Raw genomic sequence first — 26,889 nt, 5'->3', positions numbered from 1 at the left:
AATGTCCATTACCGGCGAAATGCTGATCGGTCGTCAAACCGTGCGCGGCGAGGAAAAACCGTTGCGTGCGTTCAATCCCGCCACTGGAGCCGATATCGCGGAGCCGGTGTTCGGCAGCGGCTCGGTCGCGCATGTCGCGCAGGCGTGCGAACTCGCGCGGCAGGCTTTCGATTCGTACCGTCACCTGCCGTTGACGGTGCGCGCCGAGTTTCTCGAACGTATCGCCGACGGCATCACCGCGTTGGGCGATGCGCTGATCGAGCGCGCGCATCAGGAGTCCGGTCTGCCGAAGGCGCGTCTGGAAGGCGAGCGTGGCCGCACGACCGGCCAGCTCAAGCTGTTCGCGCAGGTGGTGCGCGCCGGCCAGTGGCTCGCCGCCACGCTCGATTCGCCGTTGCCGGAACGCAAGCCGCTGCCGCGTTCGGATCTGCGCATGCAGAAGATTCCGCTCGGCCCGGTCGCGGTGTTCGGCGCGAGCAATTTCCCGCTGGCGTTTTCCGTCGCGGGCGGCGACACCGCGGCGGCGCTCGCGGCAGGGTGTCCGGTGGTGGTGAAGGCGCATCGCGCGCACCTCGGCACCTCGGAGATGGTGGGCCGCGTGATTCAGCAGGTGGCGCGCGAGATGGATTTGCCGGCGGGCGTGTTTTCGATGATCGTCGGCGCGGGCAATTCGGTCGGCGAGGCGCTGGTCGCGCATCCGGCGATCAAGGCGGTGGGCTTCACCGGGTCGCGCGCGGGTGGCACGTCGCTGATGCGCGTCGCGGCGGCGCGCGCCGAGCCGATTCCGGTGTATGCCGAGATGAGCAGCATCAACCCGGTGTTTCTGCTGGGCAATGCGCTGGCGACGCGCGGCGAGAGCATCGCGCGTGGTTTCGTCGATTCGCTGGTGCTCGGCGCCGGGCAGTTCTGTACCAATCCGGGCCTGGCGATCGCGGTCGACAGCGAGGCATTGACGCGCTTCATCGCGACCGCTTCGCAGGCGCTGGGCGCAAAACCGGCGCAGACCATGCTCACCTCGGGCATTCACGCGGCGTATGAAGAAGGCGAAGGCAAGCTCGCCGGGATCGACGGCGTGGAAGCGGTTGCGCGCGGTGTCGCCGGAAATGGTCCGACTCAGGCGCGCGCCGCGTTGTTCGTGACCGATGCACGCACCTTCCTCGCCACGCCGGCGCTGGAAGACGAAGTGTTCGGCCCGGCCTCGACGATCGTGCGTTGCAAGGACGACAGCGAACTGCTCGCCGTCGCCGAACATTTCGCGGGCCAGTTGACGGCCACGGTGCAGATGGATCGCGACGACCTGCCGGCCGCCCGCAAGCTCGTGCCGATTCTGGAGCGCAAGGCGGGCCGGTTGCTGGTCAACGGGTTCCCGACCGGCGTCGAGGTGTCGCACGCGATGGTGCATGGCGGCCCGTTCCCGGCGACCTCGGATAGCCGCGCGACGTCGGTCGGCACGACATCGATCGAACGCTTTCTGCGTCCGGTGTGTTATCAGGATTTCCCGGCGGAGCTGTTGCCGCAGGCGCTGGCCGATGGCAATCCGCTGGACTTGTGGCGCCGCAAGGACGGCGAGATGACGCGGGGATAATCCGGGCAAGCGCGGAACAAGCGCGGAAGAAAAATCGAGGAGCGCGGCGGCGTGTGGTCGACACATGCCGCCGCGTTCGCTTGAAACTCAGCGCGGACGCCCCTTGTCGATCCATTCCTGGGTCTTGCTCATCGGCAGGCGATAACGCGCGCAGTTGAACGCCTCCAGGTGCGTCAGCTCGACGTTCAACATGGCGTCGAAAGCGCCGCGGTCTTCTTCGGGAATCCCGACGGTTTCGATCGCCTCGGCAAGCGTGATGCCGAAGAACACGATCTGCCGGATCGCTTCGCCGAGCTGTTCGCGGTAATGGGCTCGCAACGGGTCCGGGCCGCCCATCGATTCGAGGACCACCTGGTATTTGTTGATCGAGCGCCGATAGGTCCAGTCGAACAGATCCACGGCCAGCGAGACGTCGAGCCGCTCGTAGATGCCGAGCATGGCCAGCGCGTAATCGTCCGGTTCCACGTCGAGAAACGACAGTGGCGCGCAGTTCGCCAGCATCAGCGGCATGTTGGCGCTCAGGCGGCTGGTGCGCTTGTTGCCGTCGACGAACGGCTGCAAATACGCAAGGTTGACCCAGAAGAAGAACGCCGCCTCGACGGCGTTGTAAATGCGCGCGCCTTTGTCGACGATGTGCTGCAGCATCTCCGCCAGCAGGTTGGGCACTTGAGTGGGTAGATACACCGACCCCTGGATGCTGACGATCCTGTTGCGGATCGTGCCGAGATCCGCAGGGTCCTGAAGCAGACCGTGCATCAGCAGACTCTGCAGATTGCGTATCACGGGCACCGTCATTCCTTCCGTCGGCACCGCATCCACCATGAACTCGATCGCCTCCTTGTGATTGAGCAGCATGGTGGCGTCCGGGTCGTCGGTTTCGGAGCGGCCTCGTTCGAACAGTTCGCGCGTGTCGAGCAGGCTCTTGCGGTTGCCCTCCAGACGCGACGACGACCACGACAGGTCGATCAGCAACTGCTCCAGCACCTTGCGGGCGTACGTGCCGGCGGGTTGCTGCCCGCTGGACTTCCCTTTCGTCATGAGCTGCGCCGCCAGCGATGCGGGCAGCAGACTCGTGACGTTCGGTTCATAGCTGTCGACGAACGCGCGCTGATAGGAAACCGGCCGACGCACGCCGGGCGGCTCGGACAGGGCCGCGCGCAGTTCCAGCGACTGGCTGCTCCATGCGGGCGCATTTCGCGGCAGCGTGGCGACCGCGTTCGGAGCAATGTCGGCGATGCGATACGTGACCGAACGCCCGGCGCCTTGCCGCACGAGAACGCCGGTCGAGACGAGATACGCGAGCGCCCGGTTGATGGTGGGGCGTGGGCGCCCGACATGCGTTTGAACGGCACCCGCGGAAACGCCCAAGGCGCCGGTTAACTGCTTCTGGGCAACGAAGTCGGAGATGAGCTTGGGTGTTTTGTTTTCAGGCATGGCGGCGGGTTGACGATAAGCTTATCAATAATCTTATCAAAATAATGATGAGATTGGATTTTGCCGATAAGATTAGCGCTATTTCTTCACTTTTTTGATCAGATTATTCTGATTTGATAAGTTTGAGTCTGCGCTTATCAGTCTGTTTCTATCGCCCCAAACAAAAAGCCCTTGATCCGCCACCGGCATCAAGGGCTTTCACGTCATCAAACCCGGCAAGAACCTCAGCCACCCACCTCGGCCGATTCGTTCGCGCGACGCAGCCGCTCCCGGCTATTCGACAGATGCATGCGCATCGCCGCGCGCGCGCCTTCCGCGTCGTGCCGCGAGATCGCTTCGAGAATGCTCTCGTGTTCGAGATTGACCAGCGACAGATACGCATCCGGTTCCGCGCGCGCAATACCCGCCGAGTCGAGGCGGTTGCGCGGGATCAGCGCGCTGCCCATCTGCGTGAGGATGTCGACGAAGTAGCGGTTGCCGGTTGCACGCGCCACCGAGATATGGAATTGCAGGTCGGCGTCGACGCTATCCAGTCCGTTGTGCCGCGTGGCTTCGATCGCGTCGAGCGCGCTGCGCATGCGCGCGAGATCTTCGGGCTTGGCGCGCTGCGCGGCGAGGCCCGCGCATTCCGTTTCCAGGCTGATACGCAGTTCGAGGATGGACAGCACGTCGCGCAACGTGGTGGCCGGCACCATGTCGATGCCCAGTTTCTCGCGTTGTGGCTCCAGCACGAAACTGCCGATACCGTGCCGCGTCTCGATGATCTTGCCCGCCTGCAAACGGGAAATCGCCTCGCGAATCACGGTGCGGCTCACGCTCAGCGTGACCATCAACTGCGATTCGGTCGGCAGCTTGTCGCCGGGCTTCAAGGCGTTGGACGCGATCTGCTCGGTGACGTAGCTGACGACGAACTCGGCCAGGTTGCGAGCCCGTCGCGGCGGTGCCGCGGATGCCAGTGGTGTAGCCATCGAAAACGCCCCTCGAATCAAATAGTTGCAGATAACTTGTCCGGCTCATTATACCGTCGTCTGACGACTGATTATAAAAACGCCAGATCATTTTCGGCGACGGCGGGAGGCCGGGCGGCGCGCCTCGCGGCGGCGTCGTATCGCCTCCCGCGCCGCGCCCTGACGGGCCGCCGGTCAGGCCCGCCGCAACTCCACGCGCCGGATATCCCTGACGATCACGAGATAGCTGAACACGGTCAACAACGCGTTCGCGCCGACGAACACCAGCGCGCCGTTGAACGAGCAGGTCGTCGCGACCACATAACCGATGACGATCGGCGTGACGATGCCGGCCACGTTGCCGAACATATTGAAGATCGCGCCCGACAACCCGAGCGCTTCCTTCGGCGACGTATCGGCCACCACCGCCCAGCCGAGCGCGCCGATGCCCTTGCCGAAAAACGCCAGCGACATCAGCGCGACGACGACCCAGTCGGTCGACACATAGTTGCAGCCGACGATGCACGTCGACAGCAGCATGCCGCCGACGATCGGTACCTTGCGCGCGACAGTCAGCGAATGGCCGCGACGGATCAGGCCGTCCGACAGCATGCCGCCGAGCACGCCGCCCGAAAAGCCGCAGATGGCCGGCAGCGACGCGACCAGCCCCGCATGCAGGATCGTCATGCCGCGCGCCTGCACGAGGTAGATCGGAAACCACGTCAGGAAGAAGTAGGTGAGCACGTTGATGCAGTACTGCGCGAGATACACGCCGACGAGCATGCGGTTGCTCAACAACTGCCGCACGAGCGACCAGCCGCCGTCCTGTGAGGCAGCCTGCGCGGAACCTTGCGCGCTGCCTTGCCGCCGCCCGCTCACCAGGCCGCCGCCTTGCTCGATGTACTCGAGTTCGGCGCGCGACACGCGCGGATGATCGGCGGGATTCTTCATCACCTTCAGCCACGTCAGCGCGAGCAGCAAGCCGGCGACGCCCATCACGAGATACACCGTGTGCCAGCCGAATGCGTGCGTGAGCCACGCCATCAGCGGCGTAAATACGACTGCCGCGAAATACTGCGCCGAATTGAAAATCGCCGACGCAGTACCGCGTTCGTTGGTCGGAAACCAGCTCGCCACGACTTTCGCGTTGGCCGGAAACGCGGGCGATTCGGCCACGCCCATCGCGAAACGCAGCGCGAACAGCGCGGCGATCGCGGCGCCCGCGCTGCCGAGCACGCCGATCGTGCCCTGCAGCAAGGTGAACAGCGACCAGAAGGAGATGCTTGCCGCGTACACGCGCCGCGCGCCGAAACGGTCCAGCAGCCAGCCAGCCGGCAGTTGCGAGAGCACATACGCCCAGCTGAACGCGGAGAAGATGTAACCCATCCGGATCGCGTCGAGGCCGAATTCGGCGCGCATCGCCGAACCGGTGATCGACAGCGTCGCGCGATCCGCGTAGTTGAAGGTGGTGATCAGAAAGATCAGCAGCAGGATCGTGTAGCGGACCTTCGTGCGTCGTGCGGCATGGGCGTTGGCGTCGGAGCCAGCCTGCGCGGTCGTGGCCGGGCGGCTTAAGTCCATGGTCATCTCCTGAGTTCTTGTGACGGGCGGCGCGCTGCGGCGCGACGAAAAACGCCCGGCGACGTTGCCGTCCCGGGCGCTTTTCAGGTGTGCTTCATGCGATGCGGCTTACTGCGGTCCGAGCGTCTTGATGAGCGCGTCGAGCCGGGCCATTTCTTCCTCGGTCAGGTCGGTCAGCGGCGCGCGGACCGGGCCGGCGTCATGGCCGACCAGCTTCGCGCCGGCCTTCACGATACTGACGGCATAGCCCGCGCGGCGGTTGCGGATCGCCAGATACGGCAGGAAGAACTCGTCGATCAGCTTGCCGACGGTCGCGTGATCGTCCGCGGCGATGGCGCGGTAGAAGTCCATCGCGGTCTTCGGGATGAAGTTAAACACCGCCGACGAATACACCGGCACGCCCAGCGCCTTGTACGCCGCCGCATAGACTTCCGCCGTCGGCAGGCCGCCGAGGTACGAGAAGCGGTCCCCCAGACGACGGCGGATCGACACCATGTTCTCGATCTCGCCGACGCCGTCCTTGAAGCCGATCAGGTTCGGGCAGCGCGCGGCCAGCCCTTCGAGCATGTCGGCGTTAAGCTTGGAATTGGCGCGGTTGTAGATGATCACGCCCATGTTCGGCACGGCCTTGCAGACTTCCTCGGCGTGCGCGGCGATGCCTTCCTGGCAGGCTTCGGTCAGATAGTGCGGCATCAGCAGGATGCCGTTCGCGCCATGGCGTTCGGCTTCCTTCGCGTAGGCGATCGCGACGCGCGTCGGGCCGCCCGCGCCGGCGAGAATCGGCACCTTGCCCTTGCAGACTTCGGTGGCGGTGCGCACCACGTTCGAGTAGTCGTCGTGCGTGAGGGAGAAGAACTCGCCCGTGCCGCCCGCCACGAACAGCGCCGATGCACCGTACGGCGCGAGCCATTCAAGACGCCTGGCGTAGGTATCGGCGCGGAAGTTGCCTTGTTCGTCGAAGTCGGTCACGGGGAAGGAGAGAAGGCCTTCCGAAACGATCTGCTTGAGTTCCTGCGGTGTCGTCATGATGAATATCCAGGGCGGCGATATAAGGTGGTGAGAGGTTCAGAGTTCGGTTGATGATTCGAAATGGAGATTTCTTATACGTCATCGTACAACAACAAATCATCTAACTCAAAGGGGTTTTCGCGGCATAATGCGCGCCATAGGGTAAATACGGAACATCCGACGCATAATTCATGTTGTAGGATGACGTATGAATAACTGGCGCAGTCCGCGTGCTGTGCCATCAGGAACAAGGCAATGGAACCATCTCCGCTCTACATTCGCGTCCACCCGAACGACAACGTCGCGATCGTCGTCAACGACGGCGGTCTGGGCGAGGGCGCCGTCTTTCCGGACGGTCTCGCGCTGCGCGAGCGCGTGCCGCAGGGCCACAAGGTCGCGCTCGCCGATCTGGCCGAGGGCGACGCCGTGATCCGCTACAACGTGGTGATCGGCTACGCGCTGAAGGCGTTGCCCAAGGGAAGCTGGATCAACGAACACGTGATCCGCATGCCGAGCCCGCCGGGGCTCGACGATCTGCCGATCGCGACCATCAAGGCGCCGGACATGCCGCCGCTCGACGGTTTCACGTTCGAGGGCTACCGCAATGCCGACGGCTCGGTCGGCTCGCGCAACATCCTCGCGATCACGACCACGGTGCAATGCGTGGCCGATGTCGTGCAGCACGCGGTCACGCGCATCAAGGCGGAATTGCTGCCGCGCTATCCGAATGTCGACGACGTCGTGAGCCTGGGCCATACCTACGGCTGCGGCGTCGCGATCGACGCGCCCGACGCGATGGTGCCGATCCGCACGGTGCGCAACATCAGCCTGAATCCGAACTTCGGCGGCGAGGTGATGATGGTCAGCCTCGGCTGCGAGAAACTGCAGCCCGAGCGTCTGATGCCGCCCGGCACGATTCCGATCGCGGCGGCCGCCCAGGTCGCGGAAGTCGCGGATATCGGCGACGTCACGGCGGATCGGAACGGCGGCGTGGTGGTGCTGCAGGACGACGCGCACGTCGGCTTCCAGTCGATGATCGAGTCGATCATGAAGATGGCCGACGCGCATCTGAAGCGTCTGAACAACCGGCGCCGCGAGACGTGCCCCGCGTCGGACCTGGTGATCGGCGTGCAATGCGGCGGCAGCGACGCCTTCTCCGGCCTGACCGCGAACCCCGCCGTGGGCTTCGCGACCGATCTGCTGGTGCGGGCCGGCGCGACCGTGATGTTCTCCGAGGTCACGGAAGTGCGCGACGGCGTCGATCAGTTGACCGCGCGCGCGGCGAACGCGGACGTGGCCGCCGCGATCATCCGCGAGATGCAGTGGTACGACGATTATCTGAAGCGCGGCGGCGCCGACCGCAGCGCCAACACCACGCCCGGCAACAAGAAGGGCGGGCTGTCGAACATCGTCGAGAAGGCGATGGGTTCGATCATCAAGTCGGGCAACTCGGCGATTTCCGGCGTGCTGTCGCCGGGCGAGAAGGTCCGGCAGAAGGGTTTGATTTACGCGGCCACGCCGGCCAGCGATTTCATCTGCGGCACCTTGCAGGTGGCCGCCGGCATCAACCTGCACGTGTTCACCACCGGACGCGGCACGCCGTACAGCCTCGCCGAAGTACCGGTGATCAAGGTCGCGACGCGCTCGGACCTCGCGCGCCGCTGGCACGACCTGATGGATATCAACGCCGGGACGATCGCCACTGGCGCCGCGAGCATCGAAGACGTGGGTTGGGAACTGTTCCGGCTGATGCTCGACGTCGCCAGCGGCCGCAAGCAAACCTGCGCCGAAAAACTCAAGCTGCACAACGCGCTGACGCTGTTCAATCCGGCGCCGGTGACCTGACATCGGCTCGATGGCGGACCGCGCCGGCACGCCGCCTGTATTCGCACAACCTCGTTCAAACTGACCATGACTACCGATTCCACTTCCGAACGCGCGGCGTCGCGCAAACCGTTCCGCCGGCTTCTGTTGACCGGCGCCGCCGGCAACCTCGGCCGGCAACTGCGCGGCACGCTCGCCGCGTGGGCCGACGTGGTGCGCGTCACCGATATCGCGCCGCTCGGCGACGTCGCCGCGCATGAAGAAGCGTCGCTCGTCGATCTCGCCGACGAAGCCGCGGTTCACGCGCTGCTCGAAGGCGTCGACGCGGTGATCCACCTCGGCGGCATCTCCGTCGAAGCGCCGTTCCCGGATCTGCTCGAAGCGAATATCCGCGGCCTCTACAACCTGTACTCGGCGGCGCAGAAGCAGGGCGTCAAGCGCATCGTCTACGCGAGCTCGAACCACGCGGTGGGTTTTCATCCGGTGACGGAAGTGGTCGACGTCGACGCGCCGCTGCGCCCGGACAGCCTGTACGGCGTGACGAAGTGCTTCGGCGAATCGCTGTCGCGTTACTACTTCGACCGCTTCGGGCTGGAGACCGTGTGTCTGCGGATCGGCTCGTCGTTCGAGCAGCCGAAGAATCCGCGCATGCTGGTCACGTATCTGAGCTATCGCGACTTCATCGAACTGGTGCGCTGTTCGCTGTTCACCAATCGCGTCGGCCATGCGATCGTCTACGGCGTGTCGGACAACCGGGCCAAGTGGATCGACAACACGAAGGCCGCGTTCCTCGGTTTTCGTCCGCAGGACAGTTCGATCGAATTCGAGCACCTGTTCCCGGCCAGCGCGCCGAATGCCGATCTCGACGATCCGACCCAACGCTATCAGGGCGGCGCGTTCGTGCTCGCCGGGCCGATGGAGCCGAAGCGGTGAGCGCGACGGCGGCCCAGCCGCGCGTCGAACGGGTCGAAGCGGCGGGGCCCGCGCCCGCGATGGTGGGTGAGAGTCCCGTGTGGCGCGCGGCGGAGCAGGCGCTTTACTGGGTCGATATTCCGGCGCGCAAGATCGTGCGCCTGCGCGTGGAGGCCGGCGAGCGCACCGAATGGCTGCTGCCGGAAAAGGTCGCGTGCATCGCGTTCGACCGGCGCGGCACGGTGCTCGCCGGCTGCGAGACGGGGCTGTTCGCGGTGACGCTGCGCGACGACGCGGCGGCGGATGCGGTTGCCAACGCGGCAGATGCGGGTGTTGCCAACGGCCTGACCGCCACGGCCACTGTGACGACAGGCGCCCACGCGCGGCCCGTCGAGACGCGCAAGCTCGCCGCGCCGCATTTCGCCGCTGACGACATGCGCTTCAACGACGGCCGCTGCGATCGTCAAGGCCGTTTCTGGTCGGGCACGATGGTTCAGGACATGAGTCTCGCGAAACCGGCCGGCGCGCTTTATCGCTTCGACGAACGCGGCATGCTGTCCGCGCCCGTGATCGACGCGCTGATCACGCAGAACGGCCTCGCGTGGTCGCCGGACGGCATGACCATGTACCTGTCCGACTCGCACCCGTTGCGCCGCCAGATCTGGGCCTTCGACTACGACGTCGACGCGGGCGAGCCGCGCAACCGGCGCGTGTTCGCCGATCTGCATCACTACGTGGGCCGTCCCGACGGCGCCGCCGTGGATGCCGACGGCTGCTACTGGATCTGCGCGAACGACGCGGGCCGGCTGCTGCGCTTCACGCCGCAAGGCAAGCTCGACCGCGAAATCGCGATCCCGGCCGTCAAGCCCGCGATGTGCGCATTCGGCGGCCGCGATCTCGACACCTTGTTCGTCACCTCGATCCGGCCCGCCACGGGCGCGAGCGAGCACGACGGCCACCTCTTCGCCGTGCGTCCCGGCGTCACCGGGCTGCCCGAGCCCGAATTCGCGGGCGTCCTGTAAGCGACGCCGCGTGATCGGCCGCGCCGGCGTGCGGGAGCACCGCCGGCGCGGCCTCTAAGTCCCTGCTTAATTCATCACTCGTCGTACAACTATGTGGCATAACGGCCACATTCACGCCATCTTTTTCGCGCGAGAAAACGGCGTGTTCCGGTACGGCTCGCCACGCGCTCCCGAGTCGCTGCCGACGACATGCCGATAGCACAGGGATTCAGCGCCATCAGGCCTCCGGTCATCCATACCGGCTATCCCAATTCTGCGGGTAAATACCGTCTGTACAACGCCACGGGCCTTTTATAGACTTCGTATGTCGTCGTACAACGTATGAGTCCAAACAAATTCCTTTCCGTGAATTTCGGACCGCGGCACGAACAGAGGCAGTAGCGGCGTGAGCGATGCGCGATGCGCAATCCACACGCCGCGCGCCGAGGCAGTCGAAGCAAAAGTAAAAGATGTCGAGATGTCTGACAGGAGCGCTGAGCACCGGTGCCGGGGACGCACACGCCAGCATGGCAAGCATTCGCCGCCCGCCCTCCGCAATCGATTGGATGGCCTATTTACAAGGAATGTCACGATGAACAAGAAGTTTGCCTCCTCCCGCGTTTCACTAATCGTCGCAGCCTCGGTGCTGGCCTTCGGCGCCGCATCGGCCCACGCCCGCACGTTCCGCGTGTCGGACGTGCATGGCGACACCTATCCGACCAACATGGCCGTGAAGTTCATGGGCGAGGAGATCAGCAAGGCGACGGGCGGCAAGGACACCGTGAAGGTGTTCGGCAACAGCGCACTGGGTTCGGAAAACGACACCGTCGACCAGGTGCGCATCGGCGCGCTCGACATGGCGCGCGCGAACGGCGCGGCGTTCAACGAGATCGTCCCCGAGTCGATGATTCCGTCGCTGCCGTTCCTGTTCCGCGACATCGATCATTTCCGCAAGGTGATGTACGGCCCGGAAGGCCAGAAGATTCTCGACGCCTTCAAGGCCAAGGGCATGATCGCGCTGACGTTCTACGAGAGCGGCGCGCGCTCGATCTACACGAAGAAGGCGATCCATTCGCCGGCCGACATGAAAGGCCTGAAGGTGCGCGTGCAGCCTTCCGATCTGATGGTCGACGAGATCCGGGCCATGGGCGGCACGCCCACGCCGATGCCGTTCGCCGAAGTCTATACAGGCCTGAAGACGGGCCTCGTGGATGCGGCGGAAAACAACCTGCCGTCATACGAAGAGACCAAGCACTTCGAAGTCGCGCCGGTGTACTCCGAAACGCAGCATTCGATGACGCCGGAAGTGCTGGTGTTCTCGAAGAAGGTGTGGGACACGCTGACGCCGCAGGAGCAGGACATCATCAAGAAGGCGGCCGCCGATTCGGTGCCGTACTACCAGAAGCTGTGGACCGCGCGTGAGAACGATGCGGCGAAGACGGTCACGAAGGGCGGCGCGACGATCGTCGCGGCGTCGCAGATCGACCGCGCGGCGTTCGTGAAGGCGATGCAGCCGGTGTGGGCGAAGTACGAGAAGACCCCGCAGATGAAGCAGATCGTCGATGAGATCCAGGCCATCAAGTAAGGCCTCGTCTATCGCACCTGAAAGCCTCTGCAAGCACCTGGATGGGGTCCATGAGATTCATTAAGCGCCCGAATGATTTTCTGTTTAACGCGTTGGTGGTGGTGGCGTCGGTCAGCCTCGCCGTGCTCAGCGTGCTCGTGATGTACAGCGTCGTGATGCGTTACGTCTTCAGCGACGCGCCCGATTTCGTCGAGCCGATCGCGCTTCTGCTGGTGATCGTCATCGCGATGTTCGGCGCGGCGCTGAAAGTGCGCGAGGGCGGTCACATCGGCCTCGATTCGCTGGTGAAGAAGCTGCCCCCGAAGGGGCAGCTCGTCGCCGCGGCGTTTCAGCATCTGTGCCTGATCGCGCTGGCGGTGGCGATTTTCTTCGGCTGTCTGCAAATGGCCGAAGCGACGATGGAAGACCGGATTCCGATTCTCGGTTTGCCGGAAGGCTTGCGTTACTGCATTCCGGTCGTCGCCAGCGTCTGCATCGCGATGTTCTCGATCGAGAACCTGCTCGCGCTTTTCGTGAAGAAACACCACTAGAAGAACCATGGAACTTGCCATCCTCTCACTCAGTTTCCTCGTCTTTCTCGTTCTCGGGGTTCCTGTTTCATTCGCGTTGGGACTCTCCTGCGTCCTGACTTATCTGTACGAAGGTCTGCCGGCCGCCACCGCGATGCAGGCGATGATTTCCGGCATCAACGGTTTCTCGTTTCTCGCGGTGCCGTTCTTCATTCTGTCCGGCGAGCTGATGCTGCACGGCGGTATCGCGGACCGCATTCTGCGTTTCGCGCAGGCCACCGTCGGACATTTTCGTGGCGGCCTCGGGATGGCGAACGTGGTGGCCTGCACGCTGTTCGGCGGCGTGTCGGGTTCGCCGTCGGCGGATACCTCGGCGATGGGCGGCGTGGTGATTCCGCTGATGAAGCGCGAGGGCTATAGCGCGGCGTACGCGGTGAACGTGACGACGCACTCGTCGCTGGCCGGCGCGCTGATGCCGACCTCGACCAACATGATCATCTACGCGTTCGCCGCGCAGGGCATCACGGGGACGCTGAACGGCCATCCGATGAGCGGCGTGTCGATCGGCGACCTGCTGTTCTCCGGTCTGCTGCCGGTGCTGTGGGTGATGGGTTTCGTGCTGATCGCCGCGTACTGGCAAGCGGTCAAGTACGGCTATCCGCGCCGTCCCGACGGGTCGACCGAGCTGCAGAAATTCCCCGGCTGGTATGCGGTCGCGCGCACCTTCATCGGCGCCGTGCCGGGTTTGATGGTGATCGCGATCATTCTGGTGTGCGTCGCGAAGGGGATCGCCACCGCGACGGAAGCCGCCGCGATCGCCGTGTTCTATTCGCTCGTGCTGACCATCGTCGTGTACCGCTCGATGACGATGAAGAAGCTCTTTCACGCGCTCTCCAAGGCGGCGAAGACGACCGGCGTGGTGCTGCTGCTGATCGGCGTGTCGAACATGCTGCGCTACCAGATGGCGTACCTGGAGATTCCGGATGCCATCGAGCACATGCTCGACGGCGCGACCAGCATGCCGTGGCTGATGCTGCTGTACATCAACCTGATCCAGATTTTCCTCGGCACCTTCGTCGACATGGCGGCGCACATCCTGATCACCACGCCGCTGTTCCTGCCGATGGCGATGCATGCGGGCGTCGGCCCGGTGCAGTTCGGCATCATGATTCTGCTGAACTGCGCGCTCGGTCTCGTGCATCCGCCGATCGGCTCGGTGCAGTTCATCGGCTGCGCGATCGGCAACGTGTCGATCGGCGAGACCACCAAGGTCGCGTGGCCGTATTACCTCGCGATTTTCAGCGCGATCAACATCGTCACCTACGTCCCGATGTTTTCGACCTGGCTGCCAAGCCTGATCAATGGACATCCGGTGTTCTGACGCAAAGACACCGGCAAACGCCGGCGCGAACCCGGACACACCGATCCACACCCGGCGGCGCCTGCGTGCCGCCACAAATCAAGAACGATTTTTAACAGAGGAGCAGAAATGAAAAAGGCATTGGCAACCTCGGCCCTGGGGTTGGTCGCCCTTGGCGCGCACGCTCAGAGCAGCGTGACGTTGTACGGGATCATCGATACGGGGATCGGCTATCAAAGCAGTCAGACATCGCTCGGTTCGACCACGGGCGGCCACTCGGCCGTCAAGATGGTCAACGGGGTCTGGGCGGGCAGCCGCTTCGGCCTGAAGGGCGGCGAGGATCTGGGCGGCGGCACCAAGGCCATCTTCCAGCTGGAAGAGGGCTTCAACAGCGCGACCGGCGCGCAGGGCGTCAACGGTCTGGCGTTCAACCGCCAGGCGTATGTCGGTATCGCGAACGCAACCTACGGTACCTTGACGGCGGGCCGCCAGTACACCTCGTACTACACGCTGCTGTCGACCTACAGCCCGACCACGTGGCTGACCGGCGCATACGGCGCGCATCCGGGCGACCTCGACTCGCTCGATACGCTGTACCGCGCGAACAACTCGCTGGTGTACACGTCGCCGAATTTCCACGGTCTGACGGCGAGCGGCTCGTATTCGCTGGGCGGCGTGGCCGGCAGCTTCAATGCAGGTTCGACGTGGAGCGCGGCGCTGCAGTACATCACCGGCCCGTTCGGCATCGCGGTGGGCTTCCAGCGCATCAACAACTCGACGCCGGGCGGCGGCGCGTGGGGCGCGGATTCGACGACCTCGAACGCGGGCGCGCAGGCTGGCGTGTCGGGCATCAACAACGGCTATCAGAAGGCGCAGGCGCAGCAGCGCGTGGCGGTGACCGGCGGCTATGCGTTCAACTCGCAGTGGGACGTGTCGTTCTCGTACTCGAACGTGCAGTACATCGCGGGCATCAACTCGGGCTTCCACAACACCGCGATCTTCAACACCGGCGGCGCGGTGCTGCACTACAAGCCGTTGACGGCGCTGGATCTCGCGGCCGGCTACAGCTACACCCGCGCGACGCAGGCGAACGGCATCAGCAGTTCGGCGCGTTACCAGCAGTTCAACCTCTCGCAGTACTACAGCCTGTCCAAGCGTACCGGCCTGTATGCACTCGAAGCGTATCAGCGCGCGGGCGGTCAGACGCTGGCGACGAACGGCACCAGCATCATCAATGCAACGGCCGATATCGGCGACGGCCAGAACGGCGCGCCGTCTTCGTCGCGCAGCCAGTTCGCCGCGGGCGTGGGCATCATCCACCGCTTCTAGGCGGCGGGAGTATGGCGGCTTGAAACCCGCTACGCGCGAAGCATGTCGCGCGTAGCGGGTTTTTTCATTTATCGGCTTCCGACCACAAACGGCCACCCGTGGCCCAGTTTTCGCGCTTCACGTCGGTGAGGAGCATGTTGCATTAAAACATAGTTTTTGCATTAAATTCATAGACTTAATGGCGAATGCTCCGCACCCGTGAATGTACTTTAATGGAGTGGTTTGGCCTAATAAAATCAACAACGTACAGATGGGTTTTGGACGGGCGGTCCACAAAATCCCGAGGGCGATATACTGTATGCATATACAGGTACTTGCGCCCGCCATGAACACCCTTCCGCCTTTCAATCCACCTAGGTACGATGAGCTCCGTGACTGGTGGCTGGCGCACCCAAACTCCGACGTTCGACGCCTAATTCTTGAAGTCCAGACTCTGCGTTATACACTCGCCGAGTTACGCATGTTGGCGGAAGATTTGCGTCGGCAGGCCGCGACGGAAGCGCCGACTTTACTTTCACGCGGCGATGCACTTCAGAAGATACACGGAAGGCTGGAGAGCGAACTGAAGCGGTGCGGCCGCGTGTACGCTCCGTATAAATTCAGTGCGGAAGAGGAGAGGCGGATGAAGATGTCGTTCAAAAGGGACGATTGACGCGCCGCAGATGCGGGTTTGAAAGAGGTGCGCGTGAGCGCAGAGAGAAAAATGAGACGATTTCTTGCGGCGGGATTGTGTTTGTCAGTGCTGGCCGGGTGCGCGGTTGAAGGCATTGGCTTTGATGGCCGAAGGGACGCGCTCATGAACGCTGATCGCGCTGGCCGTGACTATGAAGTTTTGCATTCTGGAGCGCGTGATTCAGCGTGGTACGCAGGCTGGTGCAACGTCGTTCTGCCACACTTTGACAGGATGAACGACGCTAAGGATCGGGTCATCCGGTACTGCGGCGCGATGCAGGCTCAACCAGAAAACGCGGCGATGATTCAAAAGACGTTGGCCGACGACCTGTCAAAATCTTGGGTTATCTCCGACGCGCAGGCGCAAAGAAACGCAATGTTGGGCGCCGCGATGATCCAGCGACAAGCAAAACCAGCGCCACTAAACTGCACGTCCAACGCGGTCGGAAATACGGTCAATACGAGTTGCTATTGAAGTGCGCCAACGGGCGCGGGAGGCGGGGATGGATAAGGCGTTCCGTTAAGGCAGGAAAGATACTGTGACCGAGTGCGACCGGGAGCTCATTAGACGCGCCGCGCGCGCAGCAGGAATCGGCCTTGTCTGGGCAGACGACGGTTCAATGTGCTGGCTTGCTGACTGCTACGATGGCCGGCAAACAGCTGGCGCCCCGTGGAATCCGCTCGCGGACGACGCTGACGTGTTTCGGCTGAGCGTCCGCCTGAACATCGGAGTCCGGCATCGATACCACGGAAACGATTGGGTAGATGCTGGCACATTGCGGTCTGGCTGGTTCAGGGAAAATGTCGAGGACGATCGGCTAGCGGCGACCCGTAGAGCTATTGTCCGCGTCGCGGCCGCGATGGACACCGCGCGATGATTCCCGAAGGCCTCGCACGCGCAGAGAATGCCGCACGGACGGGCCGCCGGGACTCAGTGCAGGGCAAGCCTCAGGCCGCAACGCCCGAACCGACCATGGCTTGTAGCGCTGCCTTGGTGGCAGCATAGCCATCGTTGAACAACCGCTGCCGGATCTCGAGCGGCATGTTGCGATCCAGCGTCGACGCGTAACCGGTTTCCACGAATGCCATGTGCGCACCGGCCGCCTGCGCCGCGCTTACGTGCGTCGATTCACACGCCGAGAGCATGAGATCGATCAACCGCATGACCAACTGATGCGGCCACAACTTTCTCTTCGGCCGCAACGGCAGATCCATGCTCACCAGCTGCACGCCGAGGCGCGGTACCGCGTCGACCTTCAGTCGGTCGACCGGGATGTTGTTCACCATCCCTCCGTCGGTCAGAAGGGCATCGCCGACGGCGACTGGCGCGTACACAAACGGAATCGACGTCGACGAGCGAACGGCAAGCGCTACTTCCGAATCCGGCGTCGCCGCGCGCGAGAACTCGAACGGCCCTTCGTTGGCGACGTTCGACGCGATCGCTGTCAGGTCGATCGCGAGCTCGGCAAACGTCTTTCCGCCCGTGTGCTCCTTCATCCACGCCAGCAACGTCTGGCCGTCGCAGAACCCGCGCATGCGAAACGCCGCGAGTGGGCTGAACGACATCATGTCCGACCAGTCGTGCGTCAGCGCCAGCGTCTTCATGTCCGACAGCGACATGCCCGCAGCGTACAGCGCTGCGCAGATACTGCCCCCCGACGTCCCTGCGAGCTCGATTGGCTGGTAGCCAGCGTCGACGATCGCCTGCAGGGCGCCGGCGTGCGCCGGCACCTTGAAGCCCGAGCCCGAGAAAGCGACCCGGATCGGCTTCATTGCAGCGGCGCGCCGGCGAGCGGCGTCGATGCGGCGACCGGCGCGGACGCAGGCGCCGCGGCGGGCGGCGGCGCACCGTACACGGCCAAAGCATTCACCACGGTCAACTGAAAGACGCCGAGGCCCGCCATCACGAGCGGTTTCTGGTCAGCCGGAATGAGCGTCGAAGCCGTAACGGCCTGCTCGATCGCTGGAATGCCGGTCGATACGAGCGACTGCATGGAGGTGACGGTGATGGCGCTCGACGCCGCGCAGAATAGGCCGTTGGCGGTCGCAACAGTCGAGACGGCCGGATCGATGGCCGCGACTGCCACCAACGTGGGCTGCACGACCAGGCAACCGTTGGTGACGACCGTCTGCAGCTTGGCGAGATCTGCCGATGCGGTAGCCTGCTGCGTGGTCGAGCATGCGGCGAGTGCGAGCGCGACGAGACCGGCCGCGAAAGCGGCGAAAAGCTTTTTCATGGGATTTCCTTCGGATATGCCGCGAGCGCGGCGGGATTTACTGCGCGGTGGTGGAGGGTTGCTTGCTGACCGGGAAACGCTGCGACAGCCAGTGCGCGCCAGCGACGATCAGCACGACGATCGCGCCCTGAACGTCGGCCGGCAGTGCGACATGTAGAGCAGCCGCAGCGTATGCGACAACGGGTGCGACGACTGCGCCGGCGCCGGCAGCGATTGCGGTGTTGGTGGGAGTCGAGTTCATAGATGCTCCGGATCGTGGTGGATGGTTTCGGTGGGGGAGAAGACGTAGCCTTCGACGGCGTACTTCGTGAACAGCCAGACCGGGAACGGCAAACGATGCAGACCTTCGTCCTTACCGATGTGCTGCCCAGCGCCGAGCAGCATTCCGTTGACGGTCATGTCGTCGACGAATTGATACGGGTCAAAAGGCACCGCTGCCAGGAACGAATCCCAGTCGAATGCCTGCGCGTGAGGCCCCCATTTACCGGCCTTGCAGTCGTCTGCAAAGCGCGGCCAATTCCACGCTGTCGCGAAGCAGCGCTCGACAGGGTGGTGATGGGCCTGTAGCGGTGCGCCGAGTTCTTCGGCGGTCATATTGGTGATGAAGCACCGGCCGCCTTCGCGCGCGATCAGCAATTTCTTCGTTCGTTCGAACAGGGACGTTGTCGCCCGCTCGGCATGACCCGGCACGAAGTAGTCCGCGGTCAGCGTGTCTTTGAGTTCGTGGGTTTGCTCGACGCTCATTTGGGGTTCCAGAAATGCAAAACCCGGCCGGAGCCGGGTTCAGTGAGTGAGGAGGGATGGTTGGATCTGACTCTCGAGCAGCGATCGCTCTTCGTCAAAGCGCGGAATCTCGCGTTTTCTTTCGGTCATCAGGCGCGAGCCGAACGATGCACGCACCTTCGATTCGACTTCTCGCGCGATGAGCGCGTGCATCTGATTCCAGAGCGATTGCTCGCGCCGGCTCAGCTCGTCATGCATTCGGAAGAATTCCTTGACGAGCGCAATCTTGAACTCGATCACCTTCGGCGAATTGCGCATGAAGGCGAGCAGAAGCGTTGCGTGCCGTTCGTTGAGCATTGCAAACTCGCGTTGTTGCGGGCCGCCGCGCGTGTCAAAGGTTCGGATTTCAAATCCGACCCCTCCGAAGGTTTCGAAATCGGCCAGATGGCGCCTAATCAGCTTGATCACGCTGGCGTGTTGCTGCCCGACACCGCGCGCGATGACCTCGGACGACGCGCGAGCCTCGCCTTCGATCGGCACGACGAGAGGAAACGGAAAGTCTTTCATGGGAATCTCCCGCAGATGCCCGGACATGAGGGACCACGGCAGCGCGCCCGGGAAGCGCGTTTTCGACTGGCCGGTCTATCCGTGGTCTTGAAACGAAAAAGCCGCCCGAAGGCGGCTTGAGGTGAGGTGATTCGGGATCAGGCGACGCCGAGCGCTTTCTTCGCCGCGTCGTATAGCTCCTGCCGGTCGGTGAGTCCGGTCGTCCCGCCGTTAATGCGCCGCGTCAGCGTGACGAAATCGCCAGCGGTCGCGATTGCACTCAGCTTGTTGTTGAACCAGAACCAGCCGGCCGACATGGCGGCGTTCGCCGGCTGTTCGAGCAGCTCCGGGTGGTTCAGTAGGTCGAGATCCAAGCCGATCGCTGCGAGCGTGTAATTGCGGCGCCCACTGATCTGAATCAGTCCGCGCCCACAAAATCGCTGGCCGTCGCCGGGCTGTGTGTTGCCGAGTGCGGACGCCTTCTGCGATGGCGGCTCATACGCGCGCTGCGCCGCCGTCGGCCCCCACAACTCCTTCGTGTAGAGCAGGCGCTGCGATTCGTGGCCGGTCTGCGCGAGGAACGCCGCGACATCGAGCGGTGCGGTGATCTGGTAGTGGTCGCATGCGAGTTGCAGCAGTGGCGCGAATAGTGCCGCGCGCGACGGCGACGCGCCACAGCCGGCGGCGACGATGGCTGCCGTGAGGTTCATAGGACCGCCATCAGGAATTTGAAGCAGTCCGCAAGCCACGCGGGGAACCGGTGATACTCGCCGTAGTACCAGAAGCCGTACAGCGCGAGGAACGGCAGCACGATCGGAATAAACACCTGCTTCTGGAAGAAGCGCCACGCGGCGGCCAGACGACACATGAAAAGGGCGCCGGCCGCCACGTCTCCGAGAATGCTGCGGATCAGCGCGGTGTCTTCAGCAACCTGCTCGGCAGTCGCTTCCACCTTTCGCGTCACTGCCGTGTTTTCGGCAATCGCCGCATCGTGCGCCACCAGATATTCGACGACGTGAGCGCGAAACTCATCGTCAGGGAGGCTGAGCATGTCTTTGGCTTCCATGAATCCCCGGAATGAAAAAAGCCACCCAAAGGCGGCTTGATGGTCGTGTTATTTGCTGCTTGACTATCACCCTAAAGGTGATATTCTTCGATGCACAGGGCTAAGCACTCCGCGGTGCCCGATACTCCGAAAGGAACCTCGCCATGAAGATCATTTTTGGCGCGTTCGCACGCGCGCTTGGATTTCGTCCCCATGCACTTTCAGCCCATCCCGCGGGAAGAGCTTCGGCGCCTCAGAGAGGAGCTGTCATTTACCAATTCCCAGATGGCCGAATTGTTCGGCGTGTCGACCAGCGGTCAGTTTCACAAATACACTTCCGACAAGGAAAGGCGGGAAATGGGCTTCCACGTCCTGATGTACGGCATGCTCGGGCTCGCTCTGCTGCGCGGCATGCACATCACGAACGTCGAGCAACTTCACGATCTCGCGCGGTCGTACGGGGCGGTAATCGACATGGCGCCGGGTGGCGAGCCGCAGCAGTAGCGCTTTCTCTCGGCTGCGTCGCGTCGGGTGCGCGCGCTGATTCGATCACCGATTACGTACACCTCGAAGCTGGCGTCGGAGCCTCGGTATACAGCAAGGGGCCCGACGGCTACTGGTATCAGGACGCCTTCGCGCACAAGCTGCGGCTGGAGGCGCCCGCGTTCGAAGCGGGGCTCACCGGCCCCGTCTGGCGGACCGCGAACTGGGGCGTTGACTGGCATGCCGATTGGGCTTGGCTCGGTACCGTGCACACCGATGCCCAGGCCGTGCCGCTCGACGCGAACTACAACGTCCAGACCAAGGCCTGCAACGGCCCGTGCCTGCCGCTCGCGAACTATCACGGTTCCGGCCACGAAGCCGGCTTCATCCTCTCGCTTGAGCCGTACTACCAGACCGGCAACTGGCGGGTCGGCATCGAGGCAGGGCCTTTCATCCACAAGACCGTCTGGTCGGAAGACGTTTCGAACATCGTCTATCACGACTGGCAGACCGACCCGATCAGCCTGCACTATGCGAGCTCGGACGGCTGGCGCGTCGGCGCGGTAGTCGGCGCGACCGCAAGCTATAAAAACCTGTCGCTCGTCTATCAGCACTTCTTCGTGAAGCCGACGAGCAACAACTCCGGGCCGCCGATCTGGCATTCGGTCGATATGCTGATCGGGCGTTACCGGTTCTGATCGCGTTCTCGGGCGATGTTAGACTACCGCCCTCAAAAGGAGAAAATCATGATCGACGGGGCGTTGGAAGTGACATATCGCATCGAGTTTGAAACGGGAGACACGATGCACACGAAGGACCGGAAGCTCGCTGAACTGCATCATAAAAAAGGGCGCTTCATCACCCCTCCGTTGACCGAGCAGCCCAGCAAAGAAAACCCTGTACCTGCGCCCGACTAAGCGATCGTCGTGGATGCTGCGGGAAGCGTCGAGGATGCGCCTGACATGACCGATTTGAGAGCGTAGACGTAGTCTCGAACTGCCGCCGCGAAGTTCGAAAAATTCGACTCGCTGAAGGTGTGCATGACGCCGGCGGCATCCGGGTAGTTGAACGAGCCACCGCCGCCAGGAAAGCCCTTCCCAGCGTTCAGACTCGTCTCGATCGCGACGATATCCGACTGGGTAAGTGAGTCGCATGCGTACGTCGCGTTGAGTGCTGGTGTACCGGTGCTCACTATCGAGATGCCTGCAGCGAGTGCGGCCAGTGCTGCCATTTGCGGCGTAACGACAGGCGCCGCAGCGGCGGCAAACGTCCACTTTCCGTTAGTCTCTGTGGCCGACCACCCAAGCGAAGGCACCGGGCTAGCAGCGGTGACGTCCACCCACACGAGATCCGGATGGAACATGTCTGCGATGTCTCCATCCGTTTCGAAGAATTCTACGACGGCTGCCGCATCGATTCGTGCATACGTTTTCATTTACGCATACTCCCACACGCGCACATACCCCGGTTGACCATTGATACCCGCTCCCGCCGACACACTTGATCCGATCTGAAGGCCGTCGCCACCGCTTGAGATTCCACCACCAGTAGGACCGCCGGCGCCACGACCAATACTGGTTCCGATAGTCGTGGCGTTGCCACCGGTGACTCCGTTTCTGTTGATGAGATTCCCACCAGTGCCAGTACCGCCTTGACCACCGGGAGCCATCGAAGACGCAGTGTTCGCCACAGCAGCGCCCGGAGCACCGGCGCCGCCGCCGGTGGCAGAAAGAAGGGCACCGAACGAACTCGATCCGCCAGAACCGCCTGCGCCGCCGCCGGTCGTTCCACCAGGCCCCGCTGCCCCCACGATTACCGAGGCACCGGAAAAGCCGCTCAGGAGCCGGCTCTGCGCGAACCCGCCGCCACCACCGCCGGCAGAAGCGGCCACCTGCGACGCACCGGTCGAAACGACGCTGCCGCCGCCGCCCCCACCGCCATGCACGTCAACAACCACGCTATTCGTGCCTGCCGAAGGCGTGTAGGTGAACGTGCCCGCCGCAGCGAAAGTCTGCACGTTGATAAGCCGGCCGATCGCTTGCTGAAACTGCATCGCATGCTGACCAGCCGTAGCAGCCGCGACAGAAAGCGGATTGAACTCCCGAATGCACGAACCGCCGACGAGCCACTGTGTAGAAACGGTTGACCGCGTAATTTCGAGATCGTCGCCAGGCTGCATCGCGATCGACGTTGGCGTTGCCCCACCGCCCGGAAGAGCCTGATCTCCGGAGAAAAGGTTGATCGTCAACACTGCCGTGCTGACATTCAAAATGTAGAACCCGTTTCCCTGCGCGACCGTCGAGCCTTGCGGAACAGCGAAGGCTCCCGCAGTTGTACCGTAAAAATTGATGATCGCTCCAACTTGCGCCGTGGTCAGAGTTTGCGAACTGTTATAGGCGTACGCGCCATTGAACGTGCCGCGCATAGCCTGTGCTTGCTGCAGTTGTAGGGCATGCGTGCTGGCGGTTGCGGCGGCGACTACGAGCGGATTGAACTGGCGAATGGCCGAGCCCGTAACGATCCATTGTGTCGCCGCGCCCGAACGAGTAATTTCAAGGTCGTCACCCGGCTGGAGCGAGATAGAGGTGGGCGTGACGCTGCCGCCCGACAACGCTTGGTCGCCGGAGAAAAGCGCCACCGTCAAAACGGCCGTCACGCTGGCATTGACGATGCTGAAGCCGCTCCCCTGAGAAATCGTCGAACCCTGCGGCATTGAAAATGTACCCGCGCTCGTACCGAAAAAGATGATTTCCGATCCGACTTGGGCTGCGGTCAGAGCCTGTGAAGTGCTGTACGAGTAGGAGCCGTTATAGGTTCCCCGCATCGCCTGCGCCTGCTGCAACTGGACAGCGTGCTTGCTTTGCGTTGCAGGGTTGATTTGCTCGGCGCCCGCGCCTTGCCCGACAAGCACCGCGGTCCCGGTGTTCGACTGGTAGACGGCGGTGTAGTAACCGCCAGAGACGATCTCCCCGGATTGCAGCGCGCCGGCGGCGCCAGAGAGTGAGACGTTCCCCGGGCCCGCATTGATATTGACCGCGCCGCTGCTGTTGTTCGCCGCGCGAAAGTTCAACTGCATGCCGTCCGTGTACGACGTGATCGGCGGCGTCAATGCGATGCTGATCTGGTTCGGCGTCGTACTGGTGTCGACCGCGTAGTTCGTCGACTCGGTCTGCATCATCTGCAGGATGTTCGTCAACTGCGGCACGCCGGCGGGGACCGTGATATTTCCCGATACGACGCTCGTCTGACCGAATGCAACGGTCACGACGGCAAGCGCCGTCCAGCCGGCGTCGACCGTGGGCGTGATCTGTGTGCCGGTCGGCGCGGCAATCCCGGCTTTTGCCTGGATAACGCATACGCCTTGCCGCTCGGTCGCCTGCGCCGCGCCATTGCCGCCCTGGCCATTCAGCGGTTGCTGCGGGTTGGCGCTGTTGTAGAACGGCAAGACCGCCGGGTTCGTGTCCTGGTCCTGATACTGGGCTTCGATCAGATACGCGATGCTGTAGCCACCGGTAGTCGGCGCGGGCGTCGCGATTGTCTGCGCGGCCATGTTCAGGCCTTGCTTCACGATGAAGTCGGTCGTGTCGGCGGGCAGGGCGCCCCATGCCGTGGCGTCCACCTGGGCCAGCGAGTAAATTTCGCCGATCCCCACGACCACATTGAGCGCTGCCGGCGAGTTCGGCGCGACGGGCAGCCCGCGAACCATCGTGTTGCCGCCCATGATCGCCTGTGCGAGCTTGCCCAGACCGATCATCGTGGCGCGTTGCGCGAACAGGAAATCGACGCTGCGGCCCTGTTCCTGCGTATAAACGGTGGCGCGATCCATTCAGACTCCGTAAACGAAAAAAGCCGCCCGAAGGCGGCTTGGTTATTGCGAGGAGAGGTCAGGGTGTGATCGGGTTGTTCGCGATTCGCATCCAGACGACGGTGCCGGTCATTCGTGTGGACTCGACGGCAGCGATGATGGCCGCGTCGTTGATCGCCGTGACGGGCTGATCGGACCACGCCCCGTACGAGTCCCACGACCATCGCCACGAATCGAGTTCGCCAAGCGACTGTGCGCTCGTGAGCGGTCGATAGGCGGTGACGAAGCTTTGATAGGGCATCGGTGCGCCCCATTGACCTACGCCGGTGTCCCAGTAAAAGCCGCCATCCCATCCACCCGAATCGGTCGTGTTGGAAGGCTCAAAGATCGTCGGCACGCGACCCGTGACTAGCGTCAGCACGGCGGACATGTTGGCGCGCGTTGGGCCCTTCACGAAGAGGTTGGCCAGAATCCGGGCGCGGTATGGGCCATCCTGCTCATTCGGTAATCGGGGCAACGCCGTTCCGAAAAAATCGTTCGAGATCAGGTCGAGATAGCCGTCGGTCGCTGTCGCGATACGCGTTTGCAACGTCGCATACGTGATCTGAGCGTAGTTCGTCGACAGCGCCCACGCTGGGCCTTGCAGAGTGGCATCGAAGTTCGGTGAGAGCTTGAACCACGAGGTCGGGATCTGCGCCTTCAGGCGCGTGAAGATGTCGTTCTGATCGCCGATCGCCATTAGTTCACCGTCACAGTTCCGGCCGTTACCTGTTGCTGTGCCGTGGCGACGAGGTCGGACGTGCCCCCGTTAATCGTCAGCCCAGTTACGGGGATCGCCACGCCCGGCACCGCCCAGATGGCCGCGTAGAGTTGCGAGTACGAAAGCGTGCCGCCCAGCGGCACCGATGCGATGAAATTCTCGATCGCTGTTTGCACGGCGGCCTCGACGTTCGCCAACGTGTATCCCGGCGCGGCCGAAACCGTCACCACCACGTTGGCGGTCAGGGAAGAAGCGCCATACACCGCGAAGGTTATGCTCAGGCCACGGACCGCATTGATCGCCGAATAGACTGCGTCGTGCAGCGCCGACGTGAACGGAGAGATGATCACGTAGAAGAAGCCGTATTGCGTGGCGCCGGCGAGCGTCTGGTTTTCGACGATCTCGTACTGGATGCCCTGCTGGACACCTTCGATTGCTGACTCGACGGCCGTCAGGATTGCGGCGCGCAAACCCTGCACGTACAACTGGAAGCGCGCCATCACCGCGGCGTCGGATTCCTGATTCACGCCGTTTGCGAACGAGCCCGGATTGTTCACCGTATCGACGCCGACGATCGCCGTCGAGATCGTCGTGATGGAGCCAGCCGCGACGTTTCCCTGCGTCCCCGCGTTGGCCGCCTGAACCGTGACCTGAGCGCTGGTGATGCCGGCCGGAATGACGTAGGCGTTCGCTGCCGCGTTCCAGTACGTTTGCGTCGAATCTGGAATAACCTGAAACGGCTGGGTGCCGTCCGCGGTGAGCACCATGGCGCCGCCGGAATAGCTGCCTCCTATTCCGTTTGCGTTTGGCGTGTAGACGCCCGCTGGAATCGTCGCGACGCCGGTCGGCGTGAATCGCGAGAACACCACCTGTCCCGTGGCCGGCACCGCCTGTTCTCGCGGCGGGCAGCCGAAATCCGCAATGAAGCTGTCGACGTCGCTACCGGTGGAGGTCGACAGCCGGGTGACGGCCAGCAGTTGCATCACCAGCGACTGGAGCCACATCGATACAGCAGCGACCGCCTCGACGCGCGCGAGTTCGATCGACCCGATCACGAACGACAGGAGTGTCGCGACCGCCGACGCGCTGGACGCGACCGCCGACTGGATCGCCGCGACCTGCTGCTGGACGAGCGTCGTGAAGCTTTGCTGGTTAAGAGCCATATGCCGGCACGTTGAAATTGAGGGTCTGCGGGACGCTGGTTGGCGCGTAGGTGTAGTTGATCGTGACGCTCAACAGCCCGGTCGCGTCGTTCTGATACGTGAACGTTGGCGCCGGCTGCTTCTGCACATCCGGCTCGATCGCCAGTACTCCGCCGATCAGCGACTTGATCAGCGCGAACTCTTCGGGTGAGAGGGCGCGGCCGACGAATCGACCGAGACCCGCGCCGTAGGTGGGGTGCCAGATGTACGAACCGGTCGGCGTCAGTAACGCGCGCACGATCCGCTGGTTCAACTCCGTCACGCCGCTCGCGAGCAGGTCGTCGCCTGAGGCCGAGAACTGAATGTCCTGGCCCCACCAGTGGAAAGAATCGGGCATCGTC

At 63.3% G+C, this 26,889-nt stretch carries 28 protein-coding genes; 12 read left to right on the top strand and 16 right to left on the bottom strand.

All coding sequences use genetic code 11. The annotated features are described in order from the left end of the window. Window position 1: 1 nt before the first annotated feature. The gene (locus tag LFL96_RS21390) at window positions 2-1,585 is read left to right on the top strand and encodes an aldehyde dehydrogenase (NADP(+)) (RefSeq protein WP_281002705.1); all 1,584 of its coding nucleotides are present in this window, start codon (window positions 2-4) and stop codon (window positions 1,583-1,585) included. An 87-nt stretch (window positions 1,586-1,672) separates the two neighbouring features. Here LFL96_RS21390 and LFL96_RS21385 read toward each other — a convergent pair whose 3' ends face one another. The 4 genes from LFL96_RS21385 to kdgD all read right to left on the bottom strand — a co-directional run bounded on the left by LFL96_RS21385 (window position 1,673) and on the right by kdgD (window position 6,573). Continuing rightward, window positions 1,673-3,019 (bottom strand): Fic family protein, encoded by a 1,347-nt coding sequence (locus LFL96_RS21385; RefSeq protein ID WP_281002704.1) that lies wholly within the window; start codon window positions 3,017-3,019, stop codon window positions 1,673-1,675. 224 nt (window positions 3,020-3,243) lie between these two features. Next, complete coding sequence (locus LFL96_RS21380; RefSeq protein ID WP_281002703.1) at window positions 3,244-3,987, bottom strand: FadR/GntR family transcriptional regulator; 744 nt, start codon at window positions 3,985-3,987, stop codon at window positions 3,244-3,246. 174 nt (window positions 3,988-4,161) lie between these two features. Continuing rightward, the gene (locus tag LFL96_RS21375; protein WP_281002702.1) at window positions 4,162-5,547 is read right to left on the bottom strand and encodes an MFS transporter; all 1,386 of its coding nucleotides are present in this window, start codon (window positions 5,545-5,547) and stop codon (window positions 4,162-4,164) included. 108 nt (window positions 5,548-5,655) lie between these two features. After that, window positions 5,656-6,573 carry a 5-dehydro-4-deoxyglucarate dehydratase gene (gene kdgD / locus LFL96_RS21370; RefSeq protein ID WP_281002701.1) on the bottom strand — a complete coding sequence of 306 codons (918 nt, stop codon included), beginning with the start codon at window positions 6,571-6,573 and terminating at the stop codon, window positions 5,656-5,658. Window positions 6,574-6,810: 237 nt separating this feature from the next. Between kdgD and garD the strand changes: the two genes are divergently transcribed. The 8 genes from garD (at window position 6,811) to LFL96_RS21330 (ending at window position 16,222) form a co-directional block, all read left to right on the top strand. Then, the gene (gene garD, locus LFL96_RS21365; protein ID WP_281002700.1) at window positions 6,811-8,400 is read left to right on the top strand and encodes a galactarate dehydratase; all 1,590 of its coding nucleotides are present in this window, start codon (window positions 6,811-6,813) and stop codon (window positions 8,398-8,400) included. A gap of 66 nt (window positions 8,401-8,466) precedes the next feature. Then, entirely contained in the window at window positions 8,467-9,312 is an 846-nt protein-coding gene (locus tag LFL96_RS21360; protein ID WP_281002699.1) for an NAD(P)-dependent oxidoreductase, read from the top strand. Between the two features lie 59 nt (window positions 9,313-9,371). Beyond that, on the top strand, window positions 9,372-10,313 hold the full coding sequence (locus LFL96_RS21355; RefSeq protein ID WP_281003824.1) for an SMP-30/gluconolactonase/LRE family protein: 942 nt from the start codon (window positions 9,372-9,374) through the stop codon (window positions 10,311-10,313). A gap of 571 nt (window positions 10,314-10,884) precedes the next feature. After that, window positions 10,885-11,877: a TRAP transporter substrate-binding protein gene (locus tag LFL96_RS21350; protein ID WP_281002698.1), complete on the top strand. Its 993-nt coding sequence runs from the start codon at window positions 10,885-10,887 to the stop codon at window positions 11,875-11,877. Between the two features lie 50 nt (window positions 11,878-11,927). Then, window positions 11,928-12,407, top strand: a complete 480-nt coding sequence (locus tag LFL96_RS21345; RefSeq protein ID WP_281002697.1) for a TRAP transporter small permease — start codon at window positions 11,928-11,930, stop codon at window positions 12,405-12,407. 7 nt (window positions 12,408-12,414) lie between these two features. Beyond that, window positions 12,415-13,767, top strand: a complete 1,353-nt coding sequence (locus tag LFL96_RS21340; protein ID WP_281002696.1) for a TRAP transporter large permease — start codon at window positions 12,415-12,417, stop codon at window positions 13,765-13,767. Window positions 13,768-13,875: 108 nt separating this feature from the next. Beyond that, window positions 13,876-15,075, top strand: coding sequence for a porin (locus LFL96_RS21335; RefSeq protein ID WP_281002695.1), 1,200 nt, complete (start codon window positions 13,876-13,878; stop codon window positions 15,073-15,075). Between the two features lie 685 nt (window positions 15,076-15,760). After that, window positions 15,761-16,222: a hypothetical protein gene (locus LFL96_RS21330; RefSeq protein WP_281002694.1), complete on the top strand. Its 462-nt coding sequence runs from the start codon at window positions 15,761-15,763 to the stop codon at window positions 16,220-16,222. Window positions 16,223-16,695: 473 nt separating this feature from the next. On the opposite strand, the gene LFL96_RS21325 is transcribed toward LFL96_RS21330, so the two are convergent. From LFL96_RS21325 to LFL96_RS21295, 7 genes are all read right to left on the bottom strand, one after another. Beyond that, complete coding sequence (locus tag LFL96_RS21325; RefSeq protein ID WP_281002693.1) at window positions 16,696-17,520, bottom strand: patatin-like phospholipase family protein; 825 nt, start codon at window positions 17,518-17,520, stop codon at window positions 16,696-16,698. Next, window positions 17,517-17,984, bottom strand: coding sequence for a hypothetical protein (locus tag LFL96_RS21320; RefSeq protein WP_281002692.1), 468 nt, complete (start codon window positions 17,982-17,984; stop codon window positions 17,517-17,519). The genes LFL96_RS21325 and LFL96_RS21320 overlap by 4 nt, the downstream gene beginning before the upstream one ends. A 37-nt stretch (window positions 17,985-18,021) precedes the next feature. Then, complete coding sequence (locus tag LFL96_RS21315; RefSeq protein ID WP_281002691.1) at window positions 18,022-18,225, bottom strand: hypothetical protein; 204 nt, start codon at window positions 18,223-18,225, stop codon at window positions 18,022-18,024. Further along, window positions 18,222-18,728: a hypothetical protein gene (locus tag LFL96_RS21310; protein ID WP_281002690.1), complete on the bottom strand. Its 507-nt coding sequence runs from the start codon at window positions 18,726-18,728 to the stop codon at window positions 18,222-18,224. Before LFL96_RS21310 ends, LFL96_RS21315 begins: the two co-directional genes overlap by 4 nt. 39 nt (window positions 18,729-18,767) lie before the next feature. Next, complete coding sequence (locus LFL96_RS21305) at window positions 18,768-19,274, bottom strand: Rha family transcriptional regulator (protein ID WP_281002689.1); 507 nt, start codon at window positions 19,272-19,274, stop codon at window positions 18,768-18,770. 137 nt (window positions 19,275-19,411) lie between these two features. Further along, window positions 19,412-19,963, bottom strand: coding sequence for a glycoside hydrolase family 19 protein (locus LFL96_RS21300; protein ID WP_281002688.1), 552 nt, complete (start codon window positions 19,961-19,963; stop codon window positions 19,412-19,414). Continuing rightward, window positions 19,960-20,319 (bottom strand): hypothetical protein, encoded by a 360-nt coding sequence (locus tag LFL96_RS21295; RefSeq protein ID WP_281002687.1) that lies wholly within the window; start codon window positions 20,317-20,319, stop codon window positions 19,960-19,962. Before LFL96_RS21295 ends, LFL96_RS21300 begins: the two co-directional genes overlap by 4 nt. Window positions 20,320-20,511: 192 nt before the next feature. Here LFL96_RS21295 and LFL96_RS21290 point away from each other — a divergent pair, with 192 nt between their 5' ends. From LFL96_RS21290 to LFL96_RS21280, 3 genes are all read left to right on the top strand, one after another. Then, window positions 20,512-20,802, top strand: a complete 291-nt coding sequence (locus LFL96_RS21290; protein WP_281002686.1) for a hypothetical protein — start codon at window positions 20,512-20,514, stop codon at window positions 20,800-20,802. Between the two features lie 245 nt (window positions 20,803-21,047). After that, window positions 21,048-21,479 (top strand): hypothetical protein, encoded by a 432-nt coding sequence (locus LFL96_RS21285; protein ID WP_281002685.1) that lies wholly within the window; start codon window positions 21,048-21,050, stop codon window positions 21,477-21,479. Window positions 21,480-21,527: 48 nt separating this feature from the next. Continuing rightward, window positions 21,528-21,698, top strand: a complete 171-nt coding sequence (locus LFL96_RS21280; protein WP_281002684.1) for a hypothetical protein — start codon at window positions 21,528-21,530, stop codon at window positions 21,696-21,698. Here LFL96_RS21280 and LFL96_RS21275 read toward each other — a convergent pair. Genes LFL96_RS21275 through LFL96_RS21255 form a run of 5 tightly spaced genes read right to left on the bottom strand, consistent with a single transcriptional unit; the run spans window position 21,695 to window position 26,885 of the window. Next, window positions 21,695-22,216, bottom strand: a complete 522-nt coding sequence (locus tag LFL96_RS21275; RefSeq protein ID WP_281002683.1) for a hypothetical protein — start codon at window positions 22,214-22,216, stop codon at window positions 21,695-21,697. The two genes, LFL96_RS21280 and LFL96_RS21275, sit on opposite strands and share 4 nt — an antisense overlap. Next, window positions 22,217-24,607: a hypothetical protein gene (locus LFL96_RS21270; protein WP_281002682.1), complete on the bottom strand. Its 2,391-nt coding sequence runs from the start codon at window positions 24,605-24,607 to the stop codon at window positions 22,217-22,219. 58 nt (window positions 24,608-24,665) lie between these two features. Further along, window positions 24,666-25,325: a hypothetical protein gene (locus LFL96_RS21265; RefSeq protein ID WP_281002681.1), complete on the bottom strand. Its 660-nt coding sequence runs from the start codon at window positions 25,323-25,325 to the stop codon at window positions 24,666-24,668. Next, window positions 25,325-26,509, bottom strand: a complete 1,185-nt coding sequence (locus tag LFL96_RS21260) for a baseplate J/gp47 family protein (RefSeq protein WP_281002680.1) — start codon at window positions 26,507-26,509, stop codon at window positions 25,325-25,327. The genes LFL96_RS21265 and LFL96_RS21260 overlap by 1 nt, the downstream gene beginning before the upstream one ends. After that, on the bottom strand, window positions 26,499-26,885 hold the full coding sequence (locus LFL96_RS21255) for a phage tail protein (protein ID WP_281002679.1): 387 nt from the start codon (window positions 26,883-26,885) through the stop codon (window positions 26,499-26,501). Before LFL96_RS21255 ends, LFL96_RS21260 begins: the two co-directional genes overlap by 11 nt. Between the last annotated feature and the right edge of the window lie 4 nt (window positions 26,886-26,889).

Origin of the sequence: Paraburkholderia sp. D15, assembly GCF_029910215.1 — a bacterium.
In the GTDB taxonomy this organism is placed as follows: domain Bacteria; phylum Pseudomonadota; class Gammaproteobacteria; order Burkholderiales; family Burkholderiaceae; genus Paraburkholderia.
The sequence above is the reverse complement of the archived record's forward strand: the minus strand, read 5'-3'. Positions and strand labels throughout refer to the sequence as shown.